The organism is Cupriavidus gilardii, from assembly GCF_013314895.1.
GTDB classification, from domain to species: Bacteria; Pseudomonadota; Gammaproteobacteria; order Burkholderiales; family Burkholderiaceae; genus Cupriavidus; species Cupriavidus gilardii_C.
In genome coordinates, this window is the sequence record NZ_JABTYE010000006.1 from 82,460 (window position 1) to 100,960 (window position 18,501).

18 protein-coding genes and 1 tRNA gene are annotated in these 18,501 nt (G+C 68.4%); 8 read left to right on the forward strand and 11 right to left on the reverse strand.

Annotated features, from left to right (window positions below):
- Positions 1-68 precede the first annotated feature (68 nt).
- The 4 genes from glxR (at position 69) to ypfJ (ending at position 5,080) form a co-directional block, all read left to right on the forward strand.
- The gene (gene glxR, locus HTY53_RS07940) at positions 69-983 is read left to right on the forward strand and encodes a 2-hydroxy-3-oxopropionate reductase (protein WP_149317512.1); all 915 of its coding nucleotides are present in this window, start codon (positions 69-71) and stop codon (positions 981-983) included.
- A 153-nt stretch (positions 984-1,136) separates the two neighbouring features.
- The gene (locus HTY53_RS07945) at positions 1,137-2,447 is read left to right on the forward strand and encodes a glycerate kinase type-2 family protein (protein WP_174105960.1); all 1,311 of its coding nucleotides are present in this window, start codon (positions 1,137-1,139) and stop codon (positions 2,445-2,447) included.
- 161 nt (positions 2,448-2,608) lie between these two features.
- On the forward strand, positions 2,609-4,078 hold the full coding sequence (gene pyk, locus HTY53_RS07950; protein WP_174105961.1) for a pyruvate kinase: 1,470 nt from the start codon (positions 2,609-2,611) through the stop codon (positions 4,076-4,078).
- A gap of 132 nt (positions 4,079-4,210) precedes the next feature.
- Positions 4,211-5,080: a KPN_02809 family neutral zinc metallopeptidase gene (ypfJ, locus tag HTY53_RS07955; protein WP_174105962.1), complete on the forward strand. Its 870-nt coding sequence runs from the start codon at positions 4,211-4,213 to the stop codon at positions 5,078-5,080.
- Between the two features lie 173 nt (positions 5,081-5,253).
- Here the strand turns inward: ypfJ and HTY53_RS07960 are convergent, their stop codons facing one another.
- The 3 genes from HTY53_RS07960 to HTY53_RS07970 all read right to left on the reverse strand — a co-directional run bounded on the left by HTY53_RS07960 (position 5,254) and on the right by HTY53_RS07970 (position 7,306).
- Positions 5,254-5,607, reverse strand: coding sequence for a hypothetical protein (locus tag HTY53_RS07960; RefSeq protein WP_053822808.1), 354 nt, complete (start codon positions 5,605-5,607; stop codon positions 5,254-5,256).
- A 228-nt stretch (positions 5,608-5,835) separates the two neighbouring features.
- Entirely contained in the window at positions 5,836-6,255 is a 420-nt protein-coding gene (gene rnk / locus HTY53_RS07965) for a nucleoside diphosphate kinase regulator (protein ID WP_174105963.1), read from the reverse strand.
- A 589-nt stretch (positions 6,256-6,844) separates the two neighbouring features.
- Positions 6,845-7,306 (reverse strand): Cd(II)/Pb(II)-responsive transcriptional regulator, encoded by a 462-nt coding sequence (locus HTY53_RS07970; protein WP_174105964.1) that lies wholly within the window; start codon positions 7,304-7,306, stop codon positions 6,845-6,847.
- Between the two features lie 250 nt (positions 7,307-7,556).
- Here HTY53_RS07970 and HTY53_RS07975 point away from each other — a divergent pair, with 250 nt between their 5' ends.
- Positions 7,557-8,003 carry a hypothetical protein gene (locus tag HTY53_RS07975; protein ID WP_368040943.1) on the forward strand — a complete coding sequence of 149 codons (447 nt, stop codon included), beginning with the start codon at positions 7,557-7,559 and terminating at the stop codon, positions 8,001-8,003.
- Between the two features lie 100 nt (positions 8,004-8,103).
- Positions 8,104-8,982 (forward strand): protease HtpX, encoded by an 879-nt coding sequence (gene htpX / locus HTY53_RS07980; protein ID WP_174105965.1) that lies wholly within the window; start codon positions 8,104-8,106, stop codon positions 8,980-8,982.
- Positions 8,983-9,016: 34 nt separating this feature from the next.
- On the opposite strand, the gene HTY53_RS07985 is transcribed toward htpX, so the two are convergent.
- The 6 genes from HTY53_RS07985 to HTY53_RS08010 all read right to left on the reverse strand — a co-directional run bounded on the left by HTY53_RS07985 (position 9,017) and on the right by HTY53_RS08010 (position 14,057).
- A complete protein-coding gene (locus HTY53_RS07985) occupies positions 9,017-10,081 on the reverse strand; it encodes a GlxA family transcriptional regulator (protein WP_174105966.1) in 1,065 nt (354 codons plus the stop codon).
- A gap of 56 nt (positions 10,082-10,137) precedes the next feature.
- Positions 10,138-11,340 carry an MFS transporter gene (locus HTY53_RS07990; protein WP_174105967.1) on the reverse strand — a complete coding sequence of 401 codons (1,203 nt, stop codon included), beginning with the start codon at positions 11,338-11,340 and terminating at the stop codon, positions 10,138-10,140.
- Positions 11,341-11,542: 202 nt separating this feature from the next.
- Complete coding sequence (gene arfB / locus HTY53_RS07995; RefSeq protein ID WP_174105968.1) at positions 11,543-11,941, reverse strand: alternative ribosome rescue aminoacyl-tRNA hydrolase ArfB; 399 nt, start codon at positions 11,939-11,941, stop codon at positions 11,543-11,545.
- A 103-nt stretch (positions 11,942-12,044) separates the two neighbouring features.
- Positions 12,045-12,740 (reverse strand): MOSC domain-containing protein, encoded by a 696-nt coding sequence (locus tag HTY53_RS08000; protein WP_368040944.1) that lies wholly within the window; start codon positions 12,738-12,740, stop codon positions 12,045-12,047.
- A 207-nt stretch (positions 12,741-12,947) separates the two neighbouring features.
- Positions 12,948-13,637, reverse strand: coding sequence for a helix-turn-helix transcriptional regulator (locus HTY53_RS08005; protein WP_174105970.1), 690 nt, complete (start codon positions 13,635-13,637; stop codon positions 12,948-12,950).
- A 45-nt stretch (positions 13,638-13,682) separates the two neighbouring features.
- Positions 13,683-14,057, reverse strand: a complete 375-nt coding sequence (locus HTY53_RS08010) for a VOC family protein (protein ID WP_174105971.1) — start codon at positions 14,055-14,057, stop codon at positions 13,683-13,685.
- Between the two features lie 239 nt (positions 14,058-14,296).
- Here HTY53_RS08010 and HTY53_RS08015 point away from each other — a divergent pair, with 239 nt between their 5' ends.
- The gene (locus HTY53_RS08015) at positions 14,297-15,337 is read left to right on the forward strand and encodes an STAS-like domain-containing protein (protein ID WP_174105972.1); all 1,041 of its coding nucleotides are present in this window, start codon (positions 14,297-14,299) and stop codon (positions 15,335-15,337) included.
- A gap of 60 nt (positions 15,338-15,397) precedes the next feature.
- Here HTY53_RS08015 and HTY53_RS08020 read toward each other — a convergent pair.
- Positions 15,398-15,473, reverse strand: a tRNA-Arg gene (locus tag HTY53_RS08020).
- Positions 15,474-15,837: 364 nt separating this feature from the next.
- On the opposite strand from HTY53_RS08020, the gene HTY53_RS08025 reads away from it, so the two are divergent.
- Complete coding sequence (locus HTY53_RS08025) at positions 15,838-16,761, forward strand: c-type cytochrome (protein WP_174105973.1); 924 nt, start codon at positions 15,838-15,840, stop codon at positions 16,759-16,761.
- A gap of 90 nt (positions 16,762-16,851) precedes the next feature.
- Here HTY53_RS08025 and hemN read toward each other — a convergent pair whose 3' ends face one another.
- Positions 16,852-18,423 (reverse strand): oxygen-independent coproporphyrinogen III oxidase, encoded by a 1,572-nt coding sequence (gene hemN, locus HTY53_RS08030; RefSeq protein WP_174105974.1) that lies wholly within the window; start codon positions 18,421-18,423, stop codon positions 16,852-16,854.
- Positions 18,424-18,501 lie beyond the last annotated feature (78 nt).

The window sequence follows — 18,501 nt, forward strand, 5'->3', positions numbered from 1 at the left end:
CCCGCCGGATCGCAACGAATACAGAAACAGAACAGCTTTCATTCATCACCATTCCAAGGAGACTCACCATGGCAAACCAACGCAACGTCGGCTTCATCGGCTTGGGCATCATGGGCGCGCCGATGGCCGGCCACCTGCGCGCGGCCGGCCACACGCTGTTCGTCCATGACGTCAATCCCGCGCCGCAGGCCCTGGTCGACGCCGGCGTCACGGTCTGCACCAGCGCCGAAGAGGTCGCCAAGCGCGCCGACATCGTGATCATCATGGTGCCCGACACCCCGCACGTCGAAAGCGTGCTGTTCAGCGAGAAGGGCGTGGCCGCCGCGCTGAAGGCGGCCGGCAAGGAAGCCTCGCACAGCAAGATCGTGGTCGACATGAGCTCGATTTCGCCGATCGCCACCAAGGACTTCGCGGCGCGCATCAACAAGCTGGGCGCAGCCTATCTCGACGCGCCGGTATCGGGCGGCGAAGTGGGAGCGAAGGCCGCCACGCTGACCATCATGGTCGGCGGCCCGGCCGAGGCCTTCGAGGAGGTCAAGCCGCTGTTCGAGCTGATGGGCAAGAACATCACGCTGGTCGGCGGCAACGGCGATGGCCAGACCACCAAGGTCGCCAACCAGATCATCGTCGCGCTGAATATCCAGGCGGTCGCCGAGGCGCTGCTGTTTGCCTCGAAGGCCGGCGCCGATCCTGCCAAGGTGCGCCAGGCGCTGATGGGCGGCTTCGCGTCGTCGCGCATTCTGGAAGTGCACGGCGAACGCATGGTCAAGCGCACCTTCGATCCGGGCTTCCGCATCGAGCTGCACCAGAAGGACCTGAACCTGGCGCTGCAGGGCGCCAAGGCGCTGGGCGTGGCGCTGCCCAACACCGCGACCGCGCAGGAGCTGTTCAACACCTGCGCAGCCAACGGCTTCGGCAAGCAGGATCACTCGGCGCTGTGCCGCGCGATCGAGCTGATGTCGAACCATACGATCGCCAAGTAAGCGGCCAGCGAGGGCCCTTTAACGGCGCCCTCGCCTTGTCCAAGCAATGCGTCGTCCCCGCGAAGGCGGGGACCCAGTGACTCTGCAAGCCGCTGGATTCCTGCCTTTGCGGGAGCGACGTGTCGAATCGCCTCTGTTTATCCCGCACCCGCCATGTATTCCGATTCCCCCGCCGCCCTGCTGACGCCGCAGCGTCCCGACAGCCTTGCCGATCCGCGCGCGCTGCTGCGCGAGCTGTTCGACACCGCGGTCGCCGCGGTCAGTCCGGGCCAATGCCTGCCGCCGCAACTGCCGTCGCCGCCGAAGGGCCGCACCGTGGTAATCGGCGCGGGCAAGGCCGCCGCGTCGATGGCGCAGGCGGTCGAGGCCAGCTGGCAGGGCGAACTGTCGGGGCTGGTGGTCACGCGCTATGGCCATGGCGCGCCATGCTCGCGCATCGAGGTCGTCGAGGCCGCGCATCCCGTGCCCGACGCGGCGGGGCAGCAGGCCGCACAGCGCATGGTCGAGATGGTCAACGGACTGAGCGCCGACGACCTGGTGCTGTGCCTGATCTCGGGCGGCGGCTCGGCCCTGATGGCCGCGCCCGCACCCGGCCTGACGCTGGCCGACAAGCAGGCCGTCAACAAGGCGCTGCTGCGCAGCGGCGCCAATATCGGCGAGATGAACTGCGTGCGCAAGCATCTGTCCGCGCTCAAGGGCGGCAGGCTTGCGCTGCAATGCGCGCCGGCGCGCGTCGAGACGCTGCTGATCTCCGACATTCCGGGCGACGATCCGACGCTGATCGCCAGCGGGCCCACGTTGCCGGACGCCACCACCTGCGCCGATGCGCTGGCGGTGATCGACAAGTACGGCATCGAGGTCCCGGCGGCCGTGCGCGCGCATCTGGAGAGTGGCGCCGGCGAAACGCCCAAGCCCGGCGATCCGCGCTTCGAAGGCCATCGCAGCGTGACGCTGGCCACCGCGCAGCAGTCGCTCGAAGCGGCGGCAGCACGTGCCCGTGCGCTCGGCATCGAGGCCCATATTCTTTCGGACTGCATCGAGGGCGAAGCCCGCGAGGTCGCGCTGGTGCACGCGGCGCTGGCACGCCAGGTGGCGCAGCGCGGCCAGCCGTGGCGCAAGCCGTGCGTGCTGCTGTCGGGCGGCGAGACCACCGTGACGGTGCGCGGCAACGGACGCGGCGGACGCAACGCGGAATTCCTGCTGTCGCTCGCCGTCGCGCTCGACGGCCTGCCCGGCGTGCATGCGATCGCCGCCGACACGGACGGCATCGACGGATCCGAAGACAACGCCGGCGCGCTGCTGTCGCCCGACACGCTGGCCCGCGCCGCCGCGCGCGGCGTGTCGGCGCGCGCGTGCCTGGCCGACAACGACGGCTACGGCTTCTTTGCCGCACTGGACGATCTGATCGTGACAGGGCCGACGCGCACCAACGTCAACGACTTCCGCGCGATGCTGATTCTCTGACAATGGCGCTGCGACGTCGCGACGCCTGCCGAGGCCGGCAACGACAGCAGCCACGGCCTGGCCAATCACCACCGCAACGACATCGAATTGCCCCCGGCACGCCAGCGTGCCGCATCACCCTGCAACACCGCAACACTGCCAATACCGCACCAGGAGACACCATGAGACGCCAGCGCAAAGCCAAGATCGTTGCCACGCTCGGACCGGCTAGCACCGATATCGCGGTGATCCGGCAACTGTTCGAGGCCGGCGCCGACGTGTTCCGGCTGAACTTCAGCCACGGCACGCACGAGGACCATCGCCAGCGCTATCAGGCCGTGCGCCAGGTCGAGGCCGAGACCGGCCGCCCGATCGCGGTGCTGGCCGATCTGCAAGGACCGAAGCTGCGCATCGGCACCTTCGCGGTCGGCAAGGTCGCGGTCAAGGCCGGCGATCCCTTCGTGCTCGACAGCGATCCGACCCCGGGCGATGCAACGCGCGTGCATCTGCCCCATCCCGAACTCTTTCGCGTCGCCGCGCCGGGCCAGTCGCTGCTGATCGACGACGGCAAGGTGCAGCTGCGGATCGAATCGGTGTCCGCGGGCAGCATCGCCACGCGCGTGATCAATCACGGCACGCTGTCGGATCGCAAGGGCGTCAACGTGCCGGACGCGGTGATTCCGATTCCCGCGCTGACCGACAAGGATCGCCGCGACCTGGAATTCGCGCTGTCGCTCGGCGCCGACTGGATCGCGCTGTCGTTCGTGCAGCGTCCCTCGGACATCGTCGAGGCGCGCGAGATCATCGGCACGCGCGCCGGGGTGCTGTCGAAGATCGAGAAGCCGGCCGCGCTGCAGCAGCTCGACGAGATCGTCCGGGTGTCGGACGCGGTGATGGTCGCGCGCGGCGACCTCGGCGTGGAACTGCCGCCCGAGCGCGTGCCCGGCGTGCAGAAACGCATCCTGCGTGTGTGCCGCCAGCTCGGCAAACCCATCGTGATCGCCACGCAGATGCTCGAATCGATGATCGACTCGCCAGTGCCCACGCGCGCCGAGGCATCCGACGTCGCCAGCGCGATCTACGACGGCGCCGACGCGGTGATGCTGTCGGCCGAATCGGCCAACGGCCGTCATCCGGTGCCCGCGGTTGCGATGATGAACCGCATCATCACCGAGGTCGAACGCGACCCGCTCTATCGCAATCTGCTCGACGCCCAGCACGAGGCGCCGCTGTCCACTCGCCAGGACGCGATCTGCGCCGCGCTGCGCGAGGTCACGCAGATCATCGGCGCAGCGGCGACAGTGACCTATACGTCGTCGGGCGCCACGGCATTGCGCGCCGCGCGCGAGCGGCCGTGCGCGCCGATCGTCAGCATCACGCCGCATGTCGAGATCGCGCGGCGGCTGGCGCTGGCCTGGGGGGTGCATTCGACCGTCAGCCCGGACGTGCAGAGCGTCGACGAGATGGTCGATGCCGCGACCCGCGCGGCGCTGGCCGAAGGCTATGCGGAGCCCGGCGACCAGATCACGATCGCAGCCGGCATGCCGTTCGGTCAGGGCGGCACCACCAATCTGCTGCGGGTCGCCGAGGTCGGCGGCAGCAAGGTGCCGGCCACCGTCGCGATCGAGGCTGCCAGCGCCGTGCCCGCATAAAACCGGCGCCGCCCGCGGCGACCTCTCCGGCACCCGCGCGGTGCCGCCATTGCTATACTTGGCGGCACTTCGCGGCCGGGTCTTCCTTCGCCCGTTTTCCGTGGCCGCGCACCCTGAACCAGCGGAGCCACCATGCGCCTTGACGACGAAGCCGAAAGCCAACACGTGGAAGACCGGCGAGGCGGCAGAGGCTTCGGTGCCGGTCCCAAGACGATCGGCATCGGCACCATCCTGGTGGCGCTCGCCGCCTCGTATTTCTTCGGCATCGATCCCACCGTGATCATGCAGGGCGCCTCGGTGCTGCAGCAGTCCGAAGCGCCCCAGCAGCAGGCCAACCAGGGCCCTCCCGCCAGCGATCCGATGTCCGTGTTCGTCCGCAAGGTGCTTGGCAGTACCGAGCGTACCTGGTCGCGGCTATTCGAAACCGAGCTGAACCGGCGCTACGAGCCGCCCACGCTGGTGCTGTTCACCGGTGCCACGCAGACGGCATGCGGCATGGGCCAGTCCGCGATGGGCCCCTTCTATTGTCCGGCCGACCAGAAGGTCTATATCGATCTGGCGTTCTACGACGAACTGCGCAAGCGCTTCGGCGCTGCCGGCGATTTCGCCCAGGCCTATGTGATCGCGCACGAGGTCGGCCACCACGTGCAGAACCTGCTCGGCGTGGCGGACAAGGTCGACAGCGCGCGTCGCCGCATGGGCGAGGCGCAGGCCAACCAGCTGTCGGTGCGGATGGAACTGCAGGCCGATTGCCTGGCCGGCGTCTGGGCCGCGGCGGCGCAACGCGCCAATCAGCAGCTGCTCGAACCCGGTGACATCGAAGAAGGGCTGCAGGCCGCCGCCGCGATCGGCGACGACCGCCTGCAGCGGCAATCGCAAGGCTATGTCGTGCCGGAAGCCTTCACGCACGGGACCAGCGAGCAGCGCGTCCGCTGGCTGCGGCGCGGACTCGAATCTGCCGATATCGGCCGCTGCGACGCCTTCGCGGCGCGCCAGCTGTAGCGCGCGCCGGGTTCGGCGAGCCACGGTACTGCGGAATAAAAAACACCCACCCGGAGAGAGAGAGAAGGAGGAAGGGAGGTCAACCGGGCAGGTGGGAGATAAACCGGTGTGGCCGGCGCGCTGGCGTGGCGGTGGCCAGATGTGGCCACCGCGAACGCGGCGCCGGCGCGGCGTCAGACGCGATAGCCGTACAGCGAACCGTCACCGCTGCGGGCGTTGTCGAGCGAGCTGGCGGCAATCTCGCCGCTGGGCGCACGAGCGCCTTCGCTGAAGCTGTCGAACTGCCCCTGGCGCGTGCCTTCGCTGTAGGGATCGAACTTGCCCTGGCGGGCCCCTTCGCTGAAGGTATCGAACTTGCCCTGGCGGGCGCCGTCGGTGAAGGTGTTGAACTTGCCGGCGCGCAGCGCATCGGCATAGACGTCGAACTTGCCGACCTTGCTGGAGGTGGCGGGCGCTGCCACGGCGACCGCCGAGGTCGCGGCCACGATGGCGGCCAGCGCGCCGCCGATGATACGGCTGGTGATCATTTGGGACTCCTTCAACTGAGCTTTGTCTTGTGTGTCAGCTACCTGCTGCCCCTGAGCGATCTATGTCGCCATGTGAGCACGGGTTGAAGGTTAGTCCCTGGCCTTGCGGCCACAAATGGGGCTGCGACGAATGGTGCGTTGCGCGCCGTGAAACGTCATCGTGGCGGAACAAGCGGCGCCCCGGGGGCGAGGCGCCGCAGCCGGGCCGCCGGCCCTTTACCGCCCGAACTACAGCGTGAACTGCCCGTTGGCCTCGGGCTGATAGGACAGCTCGAGCACCGTGACGCGCTGCTCCCGGCCGTCCGGCAGCCGGTAGCTGACCGACTCCCCGGCACGGGCGCCCAGCAGCGCCTGGCCGACCGGCGAGAACACCGAGATCCGGCCTGCCTCGAAATCGGCGTTGTCGGGGTACACCAGCGTCCACTCGCGTGGCGCCGGATCGCCCTCCAGCGCGCAGCGCACCGTCGAGTTCATCGTCACCACGTCCTGCGGGATCGCGTCGGGCGGCACGATCGCCGCGCGCGCCAGCAGGTCGTCCAGCATCTCGGCGATGCCGTTGGCGGGCGCCCGGCTGGCGATGCGCTCCAGGCGGGTCACGTCGAGTTCGGTCAGGTACAGCGTGGGCTGCAGCGAAGCGGATGCATTCATGGCGGCTCCTGTATTGGCTTGCGCGCCGCGGGGCGCGCTTGTCTTGCTTGTCTGGTGAATTCGGCCGGATCGGCGTCCGCGTGGCGATGGTGCCGGTGGGCGCGCGGCGCGCGGCTCGGTAGAGCGGAACGCCTGGCAGAAAAACGATCCGGAAAAGGAGGCTCGGGCCCGGTTCGGCTGGCCCGGCGCGACTGCTGTGCGGCTAGGCTGGGAACCGGGCGGGATCAAGCGGGGCGGAGATTCGGCGCGTGATCCGGCGGGAAGGGACGGCGGCCAGGCCGGCCGCCATGCGCGGTGCGCGCATCAACGGAGCGCGCATCCGGGCCGCGTTCGCAATCTGCTGCGCCACGCGCACGCCGGCCAGCCGGGCAAGGCGGCGGGCCTGGGCGAACGAGACGAAGCGTCGAGCGAACATCGGCGATGGGTTCGGTTTGGGGACGCGGCCCTGGCGGGCGCGGGTCCCGAACGTTGTAATCGGGAAACTAAAACCGGCGGCTCAAAAAAAAAGCGGACGCGACGAATCGCGTGACCGGTTAGCGGGATGCTAGCACAGCACCGGCGAAGCGGCGTGGCGTCGGGCCGCCGAAGTTCAGTGCGGCTGCCCGGCTTCGGTGCGGTGGCACTCGCACGGCCCGCCGCCGGCCGCCTGCTGCAGGTTCTGCAGGATGCCGCACTCGCTGGCGCGGTGGCCTGGGTGGCCCCGGTGACCTTCCTGGCAGGTATGCCGCAGCGCCCGCAACTGGGTCTCCAGCGCCTCCAGCGCCAGGCGCTGCGCGTGGATCTGCTCGATCTGCCGGTCCAGCAGCGCATTGATGCCGTCGCAGGCGGCGCTAGGGTCGCGGGCAAAATCGCGCAAGCGGCGCACGTCGGACAGACTCATGCCGAGCGAGCGGCAATGGCGGACGAAGTTCAGCTGCACCAGATGGGCATCGCCGTAGCGGCGATAGCCGTTGTCCTCGCGCTGTGGCGCGTCGAGCAGCCCTTCGCGCTCGTAGTAGCGGATCGTCTCCGCATCGCAGCCCGACCGGCGGGCCAGTTCTCCGATTCTCATGACGCTTACCTTGTAGCGTTTACAGGGTTTTCAAGGGGCAGTGTAGTGCAGCGGAAAGCGGATTACCTGCGACGCGGTGTCTCAGGTGCCGGCAAGCCTCAGGTTCGGCGCCTTGGCGTCGGCAACGTATGGCAAGCGCTCTGGCGCCACGAATGGCGCGTTCGTATCTCGGGTAGAATCGCCGCAACCGGGGTCGGCCCCGTGGCTTGCGGCCGCCCCGGATTACTTTTCGATACCCCACTCGAACCTCGTGCTGCGCTCCGCCACCTTCGTGCGATCGCTGCAGCGGCTGCTCCGGCTGTCGCTGCTGCCGCTGCTGCTTGCCCTGCTGCCGCTGCATGGCTGGGCAGGTGCCGGCCTGCCCGCGGGCAACTCGGCCGCGCAGGGGATCGGATCCGTGGCGATCATCGACGCCATCGAGGTCATCGACAGCATCGACTCCGCAGTGGCCAGCGCCACCGCCGCCTCCCCGAGCGCGATCGGCGATGCGTCACCGGACTGCGGCGCGCCCACGCCCTCCCCGTTCGCCGAAGCCGGCGAAGCCGCACCGTCGGGGGCTGACCTGGCCGAACAGCTGCTGCTTCCCTCCGCGCCCGCAATGACGGACGCCGGCGGCCGCATCGGCCCGCCTGCCTACGCCGCGCTGCGGCTGCCCGAACCCGACCTGCCCCTGCTGCCGCGCCCGCCGCGCGGCTGATTCCGGCCATCCGCGCCGATTCCGAACCCGAAGCCCCGTGGCATCACGGGCCTTCGCCATGCGGCCCTGTCCGCGCCTTTTCCCTGCTGACTGAACCAAGATGAAACGCGTCCTGCTTTTCCTGGCGACCAACCTCGCCGTCATGATCGTGCTGAGCATCACCGCGAGCCTGCTCGGGGTGAATCGCTTCCTGACCGCCAACGGCCTGAACCTTGGCACGCTGCTCGCCTTCGCCGCGCTGATGGGCTTCGGCGGTGCCTTCATTTCGCTGCTGATGTCCAAGACCATCGCCAAATGGTCCACCGGCGCCCAGGTGATCACTCACCCCAGCACCAGCACCGAACTGTGGCTGATGCAGACCGTCGAGAAGCTGGCGCAGCGCGCCGGCCTGCCGATGCCCGAAGTCGCCATCTACGAGGGCGAACCCAACGCCTTCGCCACCGGCGCGACCAAGAACAGCTCGCTGGTGGCGGTCTCGACCGGCCTGCTGCAGAGCATGTCGCGCGAGGAGGCCGAGGCCGTGCTGGCGCACGAGGTCGCCCACGTGGCCAATGGCGACATGGTGACGCTGACGCTGATCCAGGGCGTGGTGAACACCTTCGTGATCTTCCTCGCCCGCGTGGTCGGCTACTTCGTCGACTCGATGCTGCGCCGTAACGACGAGGAGTCGAGCGGCCCGGGCATCGGCTACATCGTCACCGTGATCGTCTGCGAAATCGTGTTCGGCATCCTGGCCAGCCTGATCGTCGCCGCGTTCTCGCGCTACCGCGAGTTCCGCGCCGATGCCGGCGCAGCCCGGCTGATGGGCACGCCCACGCCGATGGTGTCCGCGCTGCGGCGCCTGGGCGGTCTGGAAAGCGACGGCCTGCCGCAGAACATGCAGGCGATGGGCATCTCGGGCGGCAAGTCGTGGATGGCGCTGTTCGCCAGCCACCCGCCGATCGAGGCCCGTATCGCGGCGCTGCAAGGCACCCGCTGATCCCGAAGATCGGGAACCGGCCGCGGCCGCCGCGTCAGGCGGCCGCGTTTACCGGTTCCCGCGGTGCCGCCTGCGTCTGCGTTGGCGTCGACTGCGCGCGGAACGCGGCGCGATAGCGTTCCGGCGTGGTGCGCAGGTGCCGCAGAAAGGCCTGCCGCATGCCGTCGGCGCTGCCGAATCCCGCCATGCGCGCCACCGTCTCCAGCCGGCGATCGCTCTGTTCCAGCATTCGCCGCGCCGCCTCGACCCGCTGCGTCTCGACATAGCGCGCCGGCGTCTGCCCTACCTGCCGTGCGAATACCCGCGCAAAATTGCGCGGGCTCATCGCCACCCGCTCCGCCAGTGCGCCGACCGACAGGTCCGCGTCGAGATGGTCGGCGATCCATCCCTGCAACTCCCTCAGCTCCGGACTTTGCGCTGCCTGCGCCTGCAGCGCGCTGGAGAACTGCGCCTGGCTGCCCGGCCGGCGCAGGAACAGCACCAGTTCCCGCGCCACCGCCAGCGAGGTGGCGTGGCCCAGGTCGTCCTCGACCAGCGACAGCGACAGGTCCATGCCGGCGGTGACGCCTGCCGAGGTGTACAGGCGCCCGGCCTGGATCCAGATCGGATCGGCATCGACCATCACGCGCGGATGCCGCCGCGCCAGCTTCTCGGCATGGCGCCAGTGCGTGGTGGCACGCTGCGTATCGAGCAGCCCGGTGCGCGCCAGCACGAAGGCGCCGGTGCAGACCGCGCCGAGCCGGCGCACCTTCGGCGCCATCTCCCGCAGCCAGTTGATCAGCGCGGCGTTGTCCGCGGCAGCCGCATGGCCGGCGCCGCCCGCCAGCAACAGCGTGTCTACCGGTCCGGGAAGCGTCTCGGCGATGCGATGGAACGGCGCATCGGCCAGCAGCCGGATGCCGCTCTCGGTGCGGATCACCGCATCGTCGCTGACGCTGGCGACGCGGATGTGATACGCCGGACCGGGCCGGCCCGACAGGCGGTTGGCCTGGCCGAACACCGCGGTCGGACCGGTGACGTCGAGCTCCTGCGCCGGGTCCGGTGCGACGATCAGCACCACGCGCGGCGTGTCGGGGACGGAATGCAGATGGGCGGGCATGGGGGTATCGGGCAAGGTCCTGATCAGGGCGAGCGTGAAGGCCGGGATGCGGCCGATCATACCGGCGCGAGCGCCCGGCTGCGCCGTTGCCAGCCCAGCGTGATCACCAGCGCCACGGCCAGCGCCGGCAAGGCTGCCAGGTTCACCGCATCCCAGCCGTAGTGGTGCAGGATCTGCCCGGCCGCCAGCGTCGCGACGGCGGTCAGCACCGCGGTCGAGAACTCCGCCACCGCCTGCGTCCGCGCGCGCTCGGCATCGCGATAGCTGCTGGTCAGCAACGTGGTGCCACCGACGAACATGAAATTCCAGCCGACGCCAAGGCACAGCAAGGCGGCATAGAACGCCGGCAGCGACGTCGAGGCCAGCGCGATCACGCTGGAGAGCGCCGACAGTCCGATCCCGGCCATCAGCATCGCCGGATTGCCGAAGCGCTGCAGCAGCCAGCCCGACACGAACGACGGCGCATACATGCCCACCAGATGCCATTCGATGATCTGCGCGCCTTGCGCGATGGTGTGGTTGCAGGCGACCGCGGCGATCGGCGTGGCGGTCATCACGAACATCATCACGGCGTTGCCGATGCCGTTGTTGGCGAAGGCCGCCAGGAACACCGGCTGACGCACGATCTCGCCGAGCGGCCGCGCCGGCAATTGCGAGTCCGGGTTGCTGCCAGCCGGCGGCGGAGGCGGCTCGCGATAGGCAAACGCGAGCAGCAGCACCGTCGCCACGCCGAAGGCGGCCACCACGGCATAGGAACCGGCGAACGGCAGCGGGCTCATCAGGTCGGTCGACCAGGCGGCGATGGCCGGTCCGCAGACCGCGGCCACCACGCCGCCCGTCAGCACCGCCGAGATCGCGCGCGGCTTGTCGGCGGCCGGCGCGGCATCGGCGGCGGCCAGCCGATAGAAGCGCGCGAACGCCTGGAACACGCCGACCAGCGCGGTGCCGGCGCAGAAGGCCAGGAAATCGTGATGGGCGATGGCCCAGACCGAGATCAGCCCGCCCGCGGTGCAGGCGATCCCGCCCAGGCAGAACGCCAGCCGCCGTCCGAGCCGCTCGATCAGAAAGGCCGCGGCGATCGCGGTCACCGCCGATGCCACCGTGATCAGCGCGAACGGCACCGTGGCCAGCGCCTTGTCGGGCGCCAGCGTGTAGCCGACCAGCCCGGTCAGCGTCAGATCGACCGACAGCGCGGACGTGAACAGCGCCTGGCAGACCGCCAGCACGCGGGCATGAGACATCGGGGACATCGGCTTCATCGGGACTTTCCTCGGATTTCCTGTCGTTCGCAGGGATGCCACCGAGCTTAAAAGTCCCGTTGCCTGGCCTTCGGACAACGATCCGTGGATTTCTGCCAAGCAGAGACGGCCGACGGGGCGTCCGGACGAGATTCCGACCGTCGGCCGACCGCAGGTAAATCGTCAGGGGTTGATTCGTGAGCAGGAAGCCGGCCCGGATGCCCTACTCGGCGATCCGGCCGCGCAAGGCCTTGATCTGGCTGCGCTGCGTCTTGCCTTCCAGCCGCCGCAGCTTCGACGCCAACGTCGGCCGCGTCGGCCGGCGCACCGGCGGCGGCACCGCCACACTATCGACCAGCTCATGCAGGCGCCGCACCGCTTCGTCGCGATTGAGTTCGAGACTGCGATGCTGCTGCGCCTTGATCACGATCACGCCGTCGCGGGTGATGCGGTGATCGTGCAACTGCAGCAGGCGCTGCTTGTGGTCGTCGGCCAGCGACGAGGCGCGGACATCGAAGCGCAGATGCACCGCGTTGGACACCTTGTTGATGTTCTGCCCGCCCGCCCCCTGGGCGCGGATCGCGGTGATCTGGTACTCGTGGTGCGGGATGGCGACGGGCATGGTCGGGCAACTGGGGGCGTGACGGCGTGCTTCAAGGTCAGTCCGGCGCACGTTGGGCAAAGTTCCGGCCCGGGCGGCGTTGGAGACTCGCGCGACGCGCGCGCTATCCCCGTAGTCTCGCGGCCCAGTCCTCGACCGCACCGCTTTGACGGCGCCGCTCGAACAACCGACGCCACGAGTCAACCAGCGGCAACGCCAGCACCGCATCGAGCAGTTCGGGATCGGTCTCGCGGTCGCGCACCAGGCCGGCAAGCCGCGCCACCGACCAATCGGCATGGGGTCGCTCGACCAGCTCCGGCACGTCGCCGCCCTGCAGCTTGCCCGGCACGAGCACGCGGAAATACCAGCCGATGCGCAGGCTCTGCTGCACCAGCGCCGACATGTCGTCGCGCCCGAATCGCACGTTCAGCTTCCAGCAGGGCTGGCGCGGCTGCGACAGCTGCAAGGTCGCCGAGCCGATCCGCCAGACGTCGCCCAGGCAGACGTCATGCTCGTCCCCGCCCGCCCAGCTCAGGTTCTCCCCGAACGCGCCGGCGCGCTCCAGCACCGGCAAGGGGCCGATGTCCTGCCGCCAGTTCGCGTAGTGCTGCCACGGATAACAATGGACCGCCTTTTCCGGCCCGCCGTGGATGCGGCGGTCGCCCTGCTCGTCGCCTTGCAGGCCCAGCGTGTCGACGAAGATCGGCCCCTCGATCGGCTGCTTGTCGATCGCGCTCTGTTTGCCGGGCTTGCTGGGTCCGCCATAAGGCTTGGCGGTGCCGGTCAATACCGCGCGGATCGTGACCTGGGACGGGCTCACGGGGGATTCTCCTGGACGGGATGGATAGGGGTCGACGCCGGTGGGGGCACCGGTATGCATCGAGCCGGCAAGTGTAGCGCCGAACACAGGAACACTGTCGGGGCGCGGCGCGCTCCCAAGTAACCGGTGCCTCGACCGTCTTCAGGAAGCGGCTCAGCGAACGGTCGCGCGTCTCGTCGAAAACGCTGTCGAGGCTTAGCGTGCCCCTCAGTAACCGGTGGCCTTGACCGCCTTCAGGAAGCCGTTCAGCGAACGGTCGGGCGTCTCGTGGAAACGGTCGTCGAGCATGCGGATCGCTCGGCAGCGATCCAGGCGAAAGCTGCGATAGTCCTCGCGCGCGGTGCACCAGGCGGCGAGCAGCCAGACATTGCCCCAGAAGAACAGGCCCAGCGGCTGCACCACGCGTTCCGTGAGCCGCTGCTGCGCGTCGCAGTAATCGAGCCGCAGCAGCCGCTGCTCCCCCATGGCGCCGTGGACGACATCGAAGGCCTCGCGGACCTTGCTGTCATGCATGTAGGCCGGCGCGAACACCCGGCTCTGCTGCGCCGACAGCCGGCGCGTCGGCGGCAGCGCCGCCACCAGCTTCTCCAGCGCCGGATCGGCCGCGGCGGCAAGCGCGCCGCCGCCCCAGGCCTTCAGCATCCGCAGGCCAGCGACCAGCGCCTCGACCTCGATGCCGGAAAACATCAAGGGCGGCACGTCGAAGTCCGCCCGCAGCCGATAACCGATCCCCGCCTCGCCCTCGATCGGCACGCCGGAGACCGACAGCGCCTGAATGTCGCGATAGACCGTACGCTCGGACACGCCGAGCCGCTGCGCCAGCAGCGCCGCCGTGGTCAGGCGGCGGCCGCGCAGGACCTGGACGATCTGGAACAGGCGGTCGGCGCGGCGGCTCATTGGCGTGAGTGAGGAGGTAAGTCAGTCAGGCCGGTCTGGGCAGGATCAGCGGTTGGCAGGCACCGGCTCGTGCAGGCCGATCTTGTTGCCTTCGCTGTCGATGATGTGGGCGATCCGGCCGATCTCGTCCGGCAGCTCCATCGGTCCGAACACCGTCTTGCCCCCCGCTCCGGCCACACGCGCCAGCAAGTCATTGAGCGCGGGCGTATGCAGATAAGGCAGGCTGCCCTCGGTACTCGGCTTGAAGCCCTCGCCAGCCACCAGCGCGCCACCCGAATGCGAATGCGGAAAGATTGCCATATCGATCTCGCTCATCGTCTCGCGGCGCAGCTGCGTCTCGAAGACCCGCTCGTAGAACTGCACGGCCCGGCCCATATCGACGACAGGAATCTCCAGCCAGTTGATCAGAACGTTTTGCATGATGCCACCTCGGTGGTCGTTGAAGGAGACCGCAGTTTGCGAGGGGGCTGCTGACAGCGTGGTGTCAGGAGCATGGCAGATGGGCCGACGACGGGAACCGCGGGAGCGGCACTGCCTGTGTGGACTCATCGTCACCGCGCTCGGTTTTTGCAAATTTGCGCTTGTTTCCTGATGGGCTATGTCAACATAGCCGAGTATCATGTTGTCATATTCATCCACCCATCTTGTCATCCGCTCGTATGCAGCTTGACATTGACATCGTACGGTTCCTGAGCGCTCAGTTTGCCGAGCGCTCTGAAATGGCGCTTGTCGGCCCACTTCAACAGGAACGCGGCATTTCCCGTCAGGCGGCGGCGGCCATGCTCTCTCGTCTCGTCCACCGTGGCTATCTGCATCCCGGCAGCGGACAACGTCCAAAGACATACACCCTGAGCACGTTGGCGCATCTGGACGAGACCTTCCCGCTCGCGGGCCTGGAGGAACACGTCATCTGGGCCCAGTATGCAAAGCCGTATCTTGTCGATTACGTCACGTCGGAGTCGTTGGGTATTTGGGAGTATGGGATCACTGAAATGATCAACAACGCCATTGACCATTCTCAAGGGACAACCCTGCGCGTGCAGTTGTTTGTGAACGCAGCCTATGGCAGTTGCTTGATCACGGACGATGGGGAAGGAATCTTCCGCCGTATTACTCGCCTATGCAAACTGCCGGATGAGCGTCAAGCCATTCTGGAATTGGCAAAAGGGAAGTTGACGACGGATCCAGGCAACCATTCCGGCGAAGGAATTTTCTTTTCTTCGCGCGCTTTCGATTCCTACGGCATTTTCTCCGGCGGACTGGTTTTCGATCATGTCCACGACGGACCTGACCTGCTGTTGGAGCATGGATATGAAGACGCGAAAACGCAGGGTACCACCGTATATATGCGACACGGCAATGCGTGCCCGCGCGCCCTGCGAGAAGTATTTGACCAGTTCGCGGAGCCGGACGAGTACACCTTCAGCAAGACCATTGTGCCGGTTCGCCTCGCGAAGATGGGCGCCGAGAGTCTGCTGTCGCGCTCGCAGGCTCAGCGACTTCTTGCCCGAATAGAGCGGTTCAAGACGGTGATTCTCGATTTCGACGGCGTGGAAACGATCGGCCAGGCGTTTGCCGACGAGATTTTCCGCGTCTTCCAGCGGAATCATCCTGATGTTGAACTCCTTACGAGGAGCACAAACGATCAGATCCAGAACATGATTCGCCGTGCGCGGGCACACGATGATAGCCAAGGCTGACAGGCCGATTCGCCATGGTCACGCAGGGCGGCGGCACGCCAGTGCAAGCGATGGGAAATTTGGCGCGCCCGGCTGGGATCGAACCAGCAACCCCTGCCTTCGGAGGGCAGTACTCTATCCATTGAGCTACGGGCGCACGAGAGGCGGCGGGAGCCGCGCGGTCGACAGCGGCGAGCGCCGCTGTCGGAAAGTCGCATAGGATACCGTGTTTGCCGTAGCGCGTCCATGCCGATGCATGATTTCCCGGGGCCTACGGGTTTCGTCCGAGGCGCTTTTCGCGCCATCGGGAGGGGCTTTACGGCTATAATCGCCCGTTATTTGCGCAAAAGCGGGGCTGCGTCTCGTCCACACGGACGGCGCGCCAGGCGGCATGGGGTGTGGCTGTCAGGCTCGGCAGACTCGGATGCGCGGAGGGGGCGGCAGTCAGGCCCAAGACACGGACCAACGAAAGGCCGCCAAGCGGAGCGGTCACGGGTTTCCTGCAAAATCGAGAGTTCAGCATGAGCGACGTCCATAACGAACACGAGTCTCCCATCAAGACCCCGAAGCAGCTGATCGCTGTGGTGATTGCCGCCTTCGTGGTGCCGATCACCGTGATCATCCTGCTGGTCAGCTTCGTCGGCTACGGCGGCCCGGAAGGCGCCGGCTCCACCGATACGGCGGAGGCGGTGGTTGACCGCATCAAGCCGGTGGCCTCGCTCGAACTGCGCGATCCCAATGCGCCGCGCGTCTTCAAGACCGGCGAACAGGTCTATACCGCCGTCTGCGCGGCCTGCCACGCCACCGGCGCGGCCGGTGCGCCGAAGTTTGGCGCCGCGGGCGACTGGAGCGCCCGCCTCGGCCAGGGCCACGACGGCCTGCTGAAGTCGGTGATCGCCGGCAAGGGCGCGATGCCCCCGCGCGCCGGCACCTCGCCGGACGACTTCTCCGATTACGAACTGGACCGTGCGATGGTGCATCTGGTCAACTCGGCCGGCGGCAAGCTGCAGGAGCCGGCCGCGCCGGCACCGGCGGCGGCGACCACCGCTGCGGCTTCGGAACCTGCGGCGCCGGCGGCTGACGCTGCGGCGACCGCCCCGGCTGCTGCCGCTCCCGCCGCCGCTGCCCCGGCAGCACCGGCCGCGCCGGCTCCGGCAGCCGCCGCGCCGGCGCAAACCACGGCTGCAGCGCCTGCCGCCGCATCGGCCGAGGTCGGCAAGCGCGTCTACGACCAGGTCTGCGCCGCCTGCCACGCCGCCGGCGTCGCCGGTGCGCCGAAGGTCGGCGACAAGGCCGCCTGGGCGCCGCGTATCAAGGAAGGCATGGACGCCGTCCACAACTTCGCGCTGAAGGGCAAGGGCGTGATGCCGCCGAAGGGTGGCTACGCCGGTCCCGACGCCGACGTGATCGCCGCGGCCGATTACATGGTCAACGCGTCGAAGTAAGACCGGGGGCGCCAGCGCGGCGCTCGCCTCGGCAGGACAAAAAAGCCAGCGGCATGCCGCTGGCTTTTTTACGTCGGGCGTCTGGCCGCGCTAGACCACGCGCGAGTACCGGGCCGTCGGCGCCGCCCCGGAGCGGGATGTCGGCGGCATCCGCAGCAGCGGGTGCGTCGCCGCCTGATCGGGAACGGGATCCGCAACCGGCTGGACGGCGGCCGCCCGCTCGCCATGAAGATAGCGGTCGAACACCATGGCCACGCGCCGCACCAGCAGCCGTCCCAACGGCGTCACCTCGATCCGCCCATCGGACAGCCGTACCAGCCCCTGCGCTGCCAGCGACGCCAGTTCGGCGCCCTCGGCGGCGAATTCGGCGTCGAAGTCGATGTCGTGCCGCCGCGCGACTTCGGCCGTATCCAGTTCGCCATGGCACATCAGCGCGCCGATGATTTCCTTGCGCAGCCGGTCGTCGCCATCGCAGACGTGGCCGCGCAGCACGGGCAGCTTGCCCGCATCGAGCGCGCCGTAGTAGTCGTCCAGCGTGCGGGCGTTCTGTACATAGCGGCCGGCCACCGCGCCGATCGCCGAGATACCGAAACCGAGCTGGTCGTGGCCGGCATGCGTGGCATAGCCCTGGAAGTTGCGCTGCAGCCGTCCGTCACGTTGGGCACGCGCCAGCGCGTCGCCCGGCAGCGCGAAGTGGTCCATGCCGATATAGACATAGCCTGCGGCGGTCAGCCGCTCGATCGCCGAGACCAGGATGTCCAGCTTTTCACCGGCCGACGGCATCGCGGCCTCGTCGATCCGACGCTGCGGCTTGAAGACATGCGGCAGATGCGCATAGCTGTACAGCGACAGGCGGTCGGGCCGCATCTCCAGCACCCGCTCGATCGTGGCGCCGAAGCGGGCGGCGGTTTGGTGCGGCAGGCCGTAGATCAGGTCCATGCTGATCGACAGGAAGCCGAGCCGCCGAGAAGCGGCGACCACGCGGCGCGTGTCTTCCACCGGCTGCACGCGGTGAATCGCGGCCTGGACCTCGGGATCGAAGTCCTGCACGCCGAGGCTGACGCGGTTGAAGCCGAGCTCGGCCAGCAGCGCCATCCGTTCGTCGTCGACGCGGCGCGGATCGATCTCGATCGAATGCTCGCCGTCCGCCCGCAGGTCGAAGTGCCGGTGCAGCGCGGCCATGACCTGCCGCATTTCGGCGGGATCGAGGAAGGTCGGCGTACCGCCGCCCCAGTGCGACTGCACGACCGGCCGGCGCTCGCCCAGCCGGGCCGCCACCAGCGCCATCTCGCGCGCCAGGTAACGGACGTAGCGCGCGCTGCGGCCATGGTCGCGCGTGATGATCTTGTTGCAGCCGCAGTAGTAGCAGATGTTCTCGCAGAACGGGATATGCAGGTAGAGCGACAACGGCGCGCCGGCGCCCGCTGCGCGGCAGTCGTCCAGCGCGGACAGGTACGCGTCTTCGCCGAAGCCCGCATGGAAGCGGTCGGCGGTCGGGTACGAGGTGTAGCGCGGTCCGTTGACGTCGATGCGCTCGGCCAGCGCGCGGAAATCGGCGAGGTCGCCGCGGCGGATGACGGAATGCGCAGAGGCTGGGGGAGCGGTTCCGCGAGCGACTTCGGCAGCGGCTTCGCGAGCGAAATGGGGGACGGTCGTTACCATCGGGCGGCCTTCTGAGGAATCCGCTTCGATGCTAGCCAGACAGGTGCGCGCCGGACTTGACCGACATCAAGGGCCGGC

Coding starts and splice junctions, on each gene's coding strand:
- glxR (WP_149317512.1), top strand. CDS start 69: ATGGCAAACCAACGCAACGTCGGCTTCATCGGCTTGGGCATCATGGGC.
- HTY53_RS07945 (WP_174105960.1), top strand. CDS start 1,137: ATGTATTCCGATTCCCCCGCCGCCCTGCTGACGCCGCAGCGTCCCGAC.
- pyk (WP_174105961.1), top strand. CDS start 2,609: ATGAGACGCCAGCGCAAAGCCAAGATCGTTGCCACGCTCGGACCGGCT.
- ypfJ (WP_174105962.1), top strand. CDS start 4,211: ATGCGCCTTGACGACGAAGCCGAAAGCCAACACGTGGAAGACCGGCGA.
- HTY53_RS07960 (WP_053822808.1), bottom strand. CDS start 5,607: ATGATCACCAGCCGTATCATCGGCGGCGCGCTGGCCGCCATCGTGGCC.
- rnk (WP_174105963.1), bottom strand. CDS start 6,255: ATGAATGCATCCGCTTCGCTGCAGCCCACGCTGTACCTGACCGAACTC.
- HTY53_RS07970 (WP_174105964.1), bottom strand. CDS start 7,306: ATGAGAATCGGAGAACTGGCCCGCCGGTCGGGCTGCGATGCGGAGACG.
- htpX (WP_174105965.1), top strand. CDS start 8,104: ATGAAACGCGTCCTGCTTTTCCTGGCGACCAACCTCGCCGTCATGATC.
- HTY53_RS07985 (WP_174105966.1), bottom strand. CDS start 10,081: ATGCCCGCCCATCTGCATTCCGTCCCCGACACGCCGCGCGTGGTGCTG.
- HTY53_RS07990 (WP_174105967.1), bottom strand. CDS start 11,340: ATGAAGCCGATGTCCCCGATGTCTCATGCCCGCGTGCTGGCGGTCTGC.
- arfB (WP_174105968.1), bottom strand. CDS start 11,941: ATGCCCGTCGCCATCCCGCACCACGAGTACCAGATCACCGCGATCCGC.
- HTY53_RS08005 (WP_174105970.1), bottom strand. CDS start 13,637: ATGAGCCGCCGCGCCGACCGCCTGTTCCAGATCGTCCAGGTCCTGCGC.
- HTY53_RS08010 (WP_174105971.1), bottom strand. CDS start 14,057: ATGCAAAACGTTCTGATCAACTGGCTGGAGATTCCTGTCGTCGATATG.
- HTY53_RS08015 (WP_174105972.1), top strand. CDS start 14,297: ATGCAGCTTGACATTGACATCGTACGGTTCCTGAGCGCTCAGTTTGCC.
- HTY53_RS08025 (WP_174105973.1), top strand. CDS start 15,838: ATGAGCGACGTCCATAACGAACACGAGTCTCCCATCAAGACCCCGAAG.
- hemN (WP_174105974.1), bottom strand. CDS start 18,423: ATGGTAACGACCGTCCCCCATTTCGCTCGCGAAGCCGCTGCCGAAGTC.